This is a genomic window from Mycobacterium sp. P7213 (genome assembly GCF_900604305.1).
Classification (GTDB): domain Bacteria; phylum Actinomycetota; class Actinomycetes; order Mycobacteriales; family Mycobacteriaceae; genus Mycobacterium.
This window is the reverse complement of the sequence record NZ_UWOA01000003.1, coordinates 131,057-140,171: the sequence shown is the minus strand read 5'-3', so window position 1 is coordinate 140,171 and position 9,115 is coordinate 131,057. Positions and strand designations below refer to the sequence as shown.

Sequence of the window (9,115 nt, the reverse complement as noted above, 5' to 3'; positions counted from 1 at the left end):
CCCGAGCCCGCACCGTGGTGGGCTCCGCAGGCACCCGAGGCTCCGGCTCCTGAGGAAGGCGCCGCACCGGCGGCTCCCGCAGGCTGGATGCCCCCGGCTCCCGAGGCTCCGGCACCCGAAGCACCGGCACCCGAGGCCCCGGCCCCGATCGCCGAGGACCTGCCGCCCGCTCCCGAGGCTCCCGCTCCGGAGGCCCCCGCACCGGAGGCCCCGGCACCCGAGGCCCCGGCCCCGATCGCCGAAGATGTCCCGCCGCCGGCCCCCGAGGCCCCGTGGTGGAACCCGGAGGCTCCGGCGCCCGAGGCCCCGGCGCCCGGCGACGAGGTCGCTCCGGCTCCCGGCCAGGACGGCAACCGCCAGGAAGCTGTCTCGGTCGGCTTCCACCAGCAGCTGTGGCAGGCCGTTCGGTCGGAGAACATCAGCGGCAACGACGCGCTGGACGCGTTCGCGCTGCAGCCCAGCCGGGTTATGTAGTCACAAGTTCGTACAAAAAGCGGGGGCCGGATAACCGGCCCCCGCTTTTTGTGTTCACACGATCAGGCCGAGCCGACCCACTCCTCGGTGTCGTCGGCGAAGAACTGGTGCTTCCATACCGGCAGCCGCGCCTTGATGGTGTCCACCAGCAACGCGCAGGCCTCGAAGGCTTCTCGGCGGTGATCGGCCGCCACGGCGGCCACCAGGGCGGCGTCACCGATGTGCAGCGCGCCGACCCGGTGGCTGGCGGCCAGCGCACGGACCCCTGCGGCCTGCGCGGCAACCTCGGCCAGCACTTCGGCCATCACCTGCTGCGCCGACGGGTGCGCGGAGTACTCCAGCCGGGTCACCTGCTGGCCGTGGTCGTGGTCGCGGATCATGCCGACGAATCCGACGATCGCCCCCGCGGCCCGGTGGCCTACCAGCTCCTCGTGTTCGGACAGCACGATGGGTTGCTCGGTGATCGCGGCCCGCAGAACCACCGCGGCGGAGGCGGTCATCGGTGGTCTCCGCCGGCGAGCTGGTCCAAGGCGTGATCCAGGACGTCGGCAAGCACGCCAAGCCCGTCACGCACCCCGCCGGACGACCCGGGCAGGTTGACCACCAGGCTGCGGCCGGCCACCCCGCACAGGCCACGAGACAGCACCGAGGTCGGCACCTTCGGCAGCCCGGACCGGCGAATCGCATCGGCGAGGCCGGGGATCTCGTAATCGAGCACCGTACGCGTCTGCGCCGGGGTGTCGTCCGTCGGTGAAATACCGGTTCCCCCGGAGGTGATGATCACGTCCGTCCCGTCGGCCACCGCGGCGCGCAGAGCGGCGCCGACCGGCTCGCCGTCCGGCACGACCTCCGGCTGCACGTCGGCGAAGCCGCGCTGCACCAGCCAGTCGGCGATGACCGGCCCGGTGCGGTCGGTGTACTCCCCGACCGATGCTCGGGTGGACGCGATGATGACGCGGGCGGTCCGGGCGCTCACGAGCGCTCCCAGGCGCCGGTACGGCCGCCGTCCTTGCTCAGCACCCGGATGTTGTCGATGACGGCGGCGCGGTCGACGGCCTTGATCATGTCGTAGAGGGTCAGGGCCGCCACGCTGACCGCGGTCAGTGCTTCCATCTCCACACCGGTGCGGTCCGTGGTGCGTACCGAGGCGGTGATGTCGATCTGTGACTCGCCGATGGTGAAGTCCACGTCGACGCCGGTCAGAGCCAGTTGGTGGCAGAGCGGAATCAGATCGCTGGTGCGTTTGGCGGCCATGATGCCCGCCACCCGGGCGGTGGCCAACGCGTCGCCCTTGGGCAGTCCGCCGGCCGAGATCAGCTGGATCACTTCGGCGGTGGTGCGCAGCACCCCGCCGGCGACCGCAACACGCTTGGTGGTCGCCTTGGCGCTGACGTCGACCATGTGGGCCGCACCCCGGTCGTCGAGATGTGAGAGCGGCCCGGTCATAGCGTCACCGCTACCGGTTGACGACGGTGACCGGATGCAGGTAGGGCAGCTCCTCGGACGGCAGCGGGAACACGAGGTCCCCGAACGGCGACAGTGCGCCAGTCCGATCGGTGCGCAGCTCGCTGACGGCCGGTTCGCCGTCGGTCTTCGGCCAACCGTTGTCGACGTACCGGTTCTTGTTGTCCTGGTTTCCAGCCACGGCACCATTCTGACAGGTCGCGATCGACGACGTTCACCGGTTGGGCCTTACGCTGGTCGTCGATGACCGAACGCGCCCGGGGTGTCCCACTGGGGTCGTGGCTGGCCGAGCTGCCCGACGAGGATCTGATCCGGCTTCTGAAGCTACGGCCCGACCTCGCCCAACCCCCGCCGGGCAGTATCGCCGCCCTGGCCGCGCGGGCCCAGGCTCGCCAGTCGGTTCGGGCTGCCACCGATGAGCTGGATTTTCTGCGGCTTGCCCTCCTCGATGCGCTGCTGGAATTGCATGCCGACGGCACCGGTGTGCCGGTCGCCGATCTGCTGGCCCTGATCGGCGCGCGCGCCCCCGCCGACGCGGTGGCCGAGGCACTGGCCGACCTGATCGAGCGGGGGCTGTGTTGGGGTTCGACAGAACCGAACGGAGTGTTGCGCGTGGTCGCCGAGGCGGGCGCGGGCCTGCCCTGGCATCCGGGTCAGGTGACCCGGGAAGAACCGGCGCAGGACGATGCGCACTTCGCTGCACTGCACGGCGCCGTCGACGATCTGGACGCACCGCAACGTGACCTGCTGGACAAGTTGCTGACCGGCTCCCCGATCGGGCGCACCCGCGACGCTGCCCCCGACGCACCCCCGGAGCGTCCGGTGCCCCGGCTGCTGGCGGCCGGACTGCTGCGCCGCATCGACGACGAGACGGTGATCCTGCCGCGGCTCGTCGGGCAGATCCTGCGGGGCGAACAGCCGGGCCCGGTCGCGTTGCACGCGCCCGACCCTGTGGTGTCGCAGACCACCGCGGCCGATGTCGACGCGGCGGCGGCCGGCTCGGTGATCGACGTGTTGCGTGAACTCGACGTGATCCTGGCCAATCTGGGCGAAACGCCGGTGCCGGAGCTGCGCAGCGGCGGGCTGGGCGTGCGCGAGGTCAAGCGACTGGCCAAGACCACCGGGGTCGACGAGATCCGGCTGGGCCTGTTACTGGAGGTCGCGGCGACCGCCCGCCTGATCGCGGCCGACTTTCCCGATCCGGCGCGCGTCGATCAACGAGACTGGCCCGACGCCGACGGCCCGTACTGGGCGCCGACGGTGCTCGCCGACCGGTTCGCCGAGCAGTCCACCGCCCAGCGCTGGCATCTGCTGGCCGCCACCTGGCTGGATCTGCCGGCCCGGCCGGGTCTGATCGGCAGCCGCGGCGCCGACGGCAAACCCCGGGCCGCGCTGTCCACCCCGCTGTTCTCCACCGCCGCCCCGCTGGATCGCCGGCTGCTGCTGGGCATGCTCGCCGAGCTGCCCGCGGGCGCCGGGGTTGACGCGGTGACCGCGTCGCAGGCGCTGATCTGGCGCCGGCCGCGTTGGGCCAGCCGGCTGCAGCCCGGCCCGGTGGGCGAGCTGCTCGACGAGGCGCACGCGCTGGGTGTGCTGGGCCGCGGCGCGCTGAGCTCTCCGGGACGGATCCTGCTGGCCGCCGGCGCCGACGGCGCTACGTCCGACGCCGATGATGCCGCCGCGGTGGCCGCCATGGCCAAGGCGTTGCCCGAGCCGATCGACCACTTCTTGGTGCAGGCCGACCTGACCGTGGTGGTGCCGGGCCCGCTGAAACGTGATCTCGCCGAGGAGTTGGCCGTCGTCGCGACCGTGGAATCGGCCGGCGCCGCAATGGTCTACCGGGTCTCCGAACAGACCATCCGGTCCGCCTTGGACGTGGGCCGCACCGGTGCCGGGCTGCGGGCGTTCTTCGAGAAGCACTCCAAGACTCCCGTGCCGCAAGGACTCAGCTATCTGATCGACGACGTCGCGCGCCGGCACGGGCAGCTGCGGATCGGGTTGGCGGCCTCCTTCGTGCGGTGCGAGGATCCCGCGCTGCTGGCCCAGGCGGTCGCCGTTCCGGCCGCCGAGGCGCTGGGGCTGCGGATGCTGGCCCCGACGGTGGCCGTGGCGCAGGCTCCGCTTGCCGACGTGTTGGCGGCGCTGCGCGACGCCGGTTTCGCCCCGGCCGCCGAGGATGCCACCGGAACGATCGTCGACATCCGGCCGCGCGGGTTGCGGGTGCACACCCCCGCGGAGCGTCGCGGGCACCGGCAGCACGCCGGTCCTGGCGAGGACAGCTTGACCGCGCTGGTCCGGGTGCTGCGCACGGTGACGTCGGCGCCGTTCGACAACATCCGGCTGGACCCGGTGACCGCGATGATCATGCTCAAGCGCGCCGCGCTGGAACGAGCCACGGTGATGATCGGCTACGTCGACGCCGCCGGGGTGGCCACCCAGCGCGAAGTGGCCCCCACCCAAGTGCTGGGTGGGCGGCTGGTGGCGTTCGATTCCACGTCGGGGCAGATGAAAGATTTCGCGATCCACCGCATCACGTCGGTGTCGTCGGCGGGCGAAGACGCCTAGCGCTGAGCGAGGTGTCAGAGCTCTCCGGATAATGGGCGCATGAGCACCGACGGGCCGCTGATCGTCCAATCCGACAAGACCGTGCTGCTCGAGGTCGACCACGAACAGGCCGGTTCGGCGCGCTCTGCCATCGCGCCGTTCGCCGAACTCGAACGCGCCCCGGAGCATATCCACACCTACCGCATCACCCCGCTGGCGTTGTGGAACGCCCGCGCCGCCGGCCACGACGCCGAGCAGGTGGTCGACGCCTTGGTCAGCCATTCCCGGTACGCGGTGCCGCAGCCGCTGCTGGTCGACATCGTCGACACCATGGCGCGCTACGGGCGCCTGCAGCTGGTGAAGAGCCCGGTGCACGGCCTGACCCTGGTCAGCCTGGATCGCGCGGTGCTCGAGGAGGTGCTGCGCAACAAGAAGATCGCTCCGATGCTCGGCGCCCGCATCGACGACGACACCGTCGTGGTGCATCCCAGCGAGCGCGGCCGGGTCAAGCAGATGCTGCTCAAGATCGGGTGGCCGGCGGAGGATCTGGCGGGGTATGTCGACGGCGAGGCCCATCCGATCGACCTGGATCAGGACGGCTGGCAGCTGCGCGACTACCAGGAGATGGCCGCCGACTCGTTCTGGTCGGGTGGTTCGGGGGTGGTGGTGTTGCCCTGCGGTGCCGGCAAGACATTGGTCGGCGCGGCGGCGATGGCAAAGGCCAAGGCCACCACGCTGATCCTGGTCACCAACACCGTCGCGGGCCGGCAGTGGAAACGCGAACTGGTGGCGCGCACGTCGCTGACCGAAGAGGAGATCGGCGAGTATTCCGGTGAGCGCAAGGAGATCCGGCCGGTCACCATCGCCACCTATCAGGTGATCACCCGGCGCACCAAGGGCGAGTACCGGCACCTGGAACTGTTCGACAGTCGCGACTGGGGGCTGATCATCTACGACGAGGTGCACCTGCTGCCCGCGCCGGTGTTCCGGATGACCGCCGATCTGCAGTCCCGCCGCCGCCTCGGATTGACTGCGACGCTGATCCGCGAGGACGGCCGCGAAGGTGACGTGTTCTCGCTGATCGGGCCCAAGCGGTACGACGCACCGTGGAAGGACATCGAGGCGCAGGGCTGGATCGCCCCGGCCGAATGTATCGAGGTGCGGGTCACCATGACCGAGAGCGAGCGGATGAGCTACGCCGTCGCCGAACCCGAGGAGCGCTACAAGTTGTGCTCGACGGTGCACTCCAAGATCGCGGTGGTGCGCTCGATCCTCAAGCAGCATCCCGGCGAGCAGACCCTGGTGATCGGCGCCTATCTGGACCAGCTCGAAGAACTCGGCGAGCAGCTGCACGCGCCGGTGATCCAGGGATCGACGCGTACCGCCGAGCGCGAGAAGCTGTTCGACGCCTTCCGCCGGGGTGAGATCTCCACCCTGGTGGTCTCCAAGGTGGCCAACTTCTCCATCGACTTGCCCGAAGCCTCAGTGGCCGTGCAGGTCTCGGGCACCTTCGGATCGCGCCAGGAGGAGGCCCAGCGGCTGGGCCGGCTGTTGCGGCCCAAAGCCGATGGCGGCGGCGCGGTGTTCTATTCGGTGGTCGCTCGCGACAGTCTGGACGCCGAATACGCCGCACACCGGCAGCGGTTCCTGGCCGAGCAGGGCTACGGCTACATCATCCGCGACGCCGACGACCTGCTCGGTCCGGCGATCTGAGGAATCCCACGCCGATCGCGGCTAGCCTCGAAAACATGGCACTGTCCAAAGACGAACGCGAACAGTTTCTGGCCGAGCCCCACATCGCGGCGCTGTCGGTGAACGCCGGCGCCGGCCGGGGTCCGTTGACGGTGCCGATCTGGTATCAGTACGAACCCGGCGGGGAGCCCTGGGTGTTGACCGGGGCCGACTCGCGCAAGACGCAGCTCATCGAGGCCGCCGGCTGCTTCTCGCTCATGGTGGAGCGCACCGAGCCGACCGTGCGCTACGTCGCCGTCGACGGTGCCGTCAGCCGCATCGAGCCCGGCACCGACGACCAACACGCCGAGCTGGCCCACCGCTACCTTCCCCCCGACCGGGCCGAGAAGTTCCTCGAGTACGTACGGACCGAACTGGGCGAGTACGTGGCCATCTATCTGCGTCCCCAGCAGTGGATTTCAGCCGACATGGGGGCGATCTGAGCCCGATTTCGCGGCTCAGCGCGCGCAGACGTCGGCGGGCAACAGCAGCAGCACCGGCCACAGCGCCACCGAGGTCACCGTCGCCACCTCGTAGACGCTGGACGGTGGTATGCCGTACTGCCGCTCGGCTTGGGCTTGGAGGCGTTCGACGCCGTCGGGGTGTAAGAACAGCCACACCACGCCGGCGATCACATAGACCAGGCCGAGCCACAGCGCCGACTCGATCAGCGCCCCAACGCTCACCCGGCGGTCGAGGAAACGCAGAATCCCCCGAAACCACGGGGCTTCGGGGGATTCCACGTTGTCACCTGATTACAGCAGCGATGCCGGCGGGTTGAACCGGTCGCCGTAGGTGGCGGCCAGTTCCTTGGCCCGCGCCACGAAGGCGGCCTTGCCGCCGGGGTAGCCGGTGATGAACTGCGCGGTGCCACCGGTCCAGGCCGGGAACCCGATGCCCATGATCGCGCCGATGTTCGCATCGGCGGTCGAGGTCAGCACGCCCTCGTCGAAGCACTTCTGGGTTTCCAGCACCTCGGCGAAGAGCATCCGGTCGATCATGTCCTGCAGCGGCGGGGTGGAGCTGCCCGAGTTGAACGTTTCCCGCAGGCCCGGCCACAGACCGCTGCGCTTGCCGTCGACGTACTCGTAGAAGCCGGCGCCTTTCAGCCGCGACGGACGACCGATCTCGATCATCTTGTCGACGACCTCTTCGTTGCGGGTCCGCTCCAAGGTGCCACCGGCCGCCTCGACACCCTCGCGGGTGGCGATGGCGATCTTCTGCATCAGCTCCAGGTTGAGCTCGTCGCAGAGCTGCAGCGGGGCCGCCGGGTAGCCGGCCTGCAGACCGGCCTGCTCGATGCTGGCCGGCTCCACGCCCTCGCCGAGCATCATCAGCGCCTCATTGACGAAGGTGCCGATCACCCGCGAGGTGTAGAAGCCGCGGCTGTCGTTGACCACGATCGGGGTCTTCTTGATCGCCAGCACGTAGTCGAACACCCGGGCCAGCGCCTCGTCGGAGGTCTTCTCGCCCTTGATGATCTCCACCAGCGGCATCTTGTCGACCGGGGAGAAGAAGTGGATCCCGATGAAGTCCTCCTGGCGCTTCACGCCGGTCGCCAGACCGGTGATCGGCAGCGTGGAGGTGTTCGATCCCAGCAGCGCGTTGGGCTCGACGATGTCCTCGATCTCCTGGAACACCTTGTGCTTGAGGTCCTGGCTCTCGAACACGGCCTCGATCACGAAGTCGACGCCGGCCAGGTCCTGCGGGTCGGCGGTCGGGGTGATCTTGTCCAGCAACGCCTGCGACTTCTCGGCGGTGGTGCGACCCCGCTCGAGCGCCTTGGCTTCCAGCTTCTCCGAGTAGCCCTTGCCGCGCTGGGCCGCCTCGAGGGAGACGTCCTTGAGCACCACGTCGTAGCCGGCCTTGGCCGACACGTAGGCGATGCCGGCGCCCATCATTCCGGCACCGAGCACACCGATCTTGCGGATCGGGGTCTGCGCGATGCCCTCGGGCCGGCTGCCGCCGCCGTTGATGTGCTGCAGGTCGAAGAAGAACGCCTGGATCATGTTCTTGGCGACGTTGCCGGTGACCAGCGAGATGAAGTAGCGGGTCTCGATGCGGCTGGCGGTGTCGAAGTCCACCTGCGCGCCCTCGATCGCGGCGGCCAGGATCGCCCGCGGCGCGGGCATGTTGGCCCCCTTGACCTGCTTGCGCAGCAGGGCCGGGAACGACGGCAGGATCGCCGCCAGCGCCGGGCTGGCCGGGGTGCCGCCGGGCATCTTGTAGCCCTTGGCATCCCACGGCTGCACGCCGGCGTCGGGGTTGGCCTTGATCCACGCCTTGGCGGCGGGCACCAGCTCCTCGACGGTGGGCAGCACCTCGTCGACCAGGCCGATCTCCTTGGCCTTGGCCGGCTTGAAGCGGGTGCCCTGGGCCAGCACGTTCATGAAGGCGTTCTGGATGCCCAGCATGCGCACCGTGCGGGCGACACCGCCGCCGCCGGGCAGCAGGCCCAGGGTGACCTCGGGCAGGCCGAGCTGGCTGCCCTTGGCGTCGGCCGCGATCCTCCTGTGACACGCCAGCGCGATCTCCAGGCCACCGCCGAGAGCGGCGCCGTTGATGGCGGCCACGACCGGCTTGCCCAGGGTCTCCAGGGCGCGCAGGTCGGCCTTGATGCCCTCGCACTGGTCGAAGACGGCCTGGGCGTCGGCCGGGCCGACGTGGATCATCGCCTTGAGGTCACCGCCGGCGAAGAAGGTCTTCTTCGCGCTGGTGATGACGACACCGGTGACCGAATCCTTCTCCTCGATCAGGCGCTGCACCGCGTTGTGCATGGACTCGCGGTAGTGCTCGTTCATGACGTTGGCCGACCCGGTCGGGTCATCCAGGGTCAGCGTGACGATGCCGTCGGCGTCCTTGTCCCACTTGATGGTGTTCTCTGCCATTTTTTACAAACCCT

General features: G+C 69.8%; 9 protein-coding genes and 1 pseudogene. 4 read left to right on the top strand and 6 right to left on the bottom strand.

Annotation, left to right across the window (positions count from 1 at the left end):
• A pseudogene (locus EJK91_RS02490) lies at nt 1–474 on the top strand (transglycosylase family protein); the annotation flags it as partial.
• 62 nt (nt 475–536) lie between these two features.
• Here EJK91_RS02490 and EJK91_RS02485 read toward each other — a convergent pair.
• The 4 genes from EJK91_RS02485 to EJK91_RS02470 are packed head-to-tail and all read right to left on the bottom strand — an operon-like array spanning nt 537 to nt 2,119.
• Nucleotides 537–974 carry a molybdenum cofactor biosynthesis protein MoaE gene (locus EJK91_RS02485; RefSeq protein ID WP_036458814.1) on the bottom strand — a complete coding sequence of 146 codons (438 nt, stop codon included), beginning with the start codon at nt 972–974 and terminating at the stop codon, nt 537–539.
• Nucleotides 971–1,450, bottom strand: coding sequence for a MogA/MoaB family molybdenum cofactor biosynthesis protein (locus EJK91_RS02480; protein ID WP_024443965.1), 480 nt, complete (start codon nt 1,448–1,450; stop codon nt 971–973). Before EJK91_RS02480 ends, EJK91_RS02485 begins: the two co-directional genes overlap by 4 nt.
• A complete protein-coding gene (moaC, locus tag EJK91_RS02475; protein WP_024443964.1) occupies nt 1,447–1,920 on the bottom strand; it encodes a cyclic pyranopterin monophosphate synthase MoaC in 474 nt (157 codons plus the stop codon). The genes EJK91_RS02480 and moaC overlap by 4 nt, the downstream gene beginning before the upstream one ends.
• A 10-nt stretch (nt 1,921–1,930) precedes the next feature.
• Nucleotides 1,931–2,119: a hypothetical protein gene (locus tag EJK91_RS02470; protein WP_024443963.1), complete on the bottom strand. Its 189-nt coding sequence runs from the start codon at nt 2,117–2,119 to the stop codon at nt 1,931–1,933.
• A gap of 62 nt (nt 2,120–2,181) precedes the next feature.
• Here EJK91_RS02470 and EJK91_RS02465 point away from each other — a divergent pair, with 62 nt between their 5' ends.
• From EJK91_RS02465 to EJK91_RS02455, 3 genes are read left to right on the top strand one after another with little or no spacing between them, the layout of a single operon-like run.
• Entirely contained in the window at nt 2,182–4,503 is a 2,322-nt protein-coding gene (locus EJK91_RS02465) for a helicase-associated domain-containing protein (RefSeq protein ID WP_125078166.1), read from the top strand.
• A gap of 39 nt (nt 4,504–4,542) precedes the next feature.
• Entirely contained in the window at nt 4,543–6,195 is a 1,653-nt protein-coding gene (locus EJK91_RS02460) for a DNA repair helicase XPB (RefSeq protein WP_125078165.1), read from the top strand.
• 35 nt (nt 6,196–6,230) lie between these two features.
• Complete coding sequence (locus tag EJK91_RS02455; RefSeq protein WP_125078164.1) at nt 6,231–6,656, top strand: pyridoxamine 5'-phosphate oxidase family protein; 426 nt, start codon at nt 6,231–6,233, stop codon at nt 6,654–6,656.
• A 15-nt stretch (nt 6,657–6,671) separates the two neighbouring features.
• On the opposite strand, the gene EJK91_RS02450 is transcribed toward EJK91_RS02455, so the two are convergent.
• Nucleotides 6,672–6,956, bottom strand: coding sequence for a hypothetical protein (locus EJK91_RS02450; protein ID WP_024443959.1), 285 nt, complete (start codon nt 6,954–6,956; stop codon nt 6,672–6,674).
• A gap of 12 nt (nt 6,957–6,968) precedes the next feature.
• On the bottom strand, nt 6,969–9,101 hold the full coding sequence (locus EJK91_RS02445; protein WP_024443958.1) for a 3-hydroxyacyl-CoA dehydrogenase NAD-binding domain-containing protein: 2,133 nt from the start codon (nt 9,099–9,101) through the stop codon (nt 6,969–6,971).
• Nucleotides 9,102–9,115: the final 14 nt, after the last annotated feature.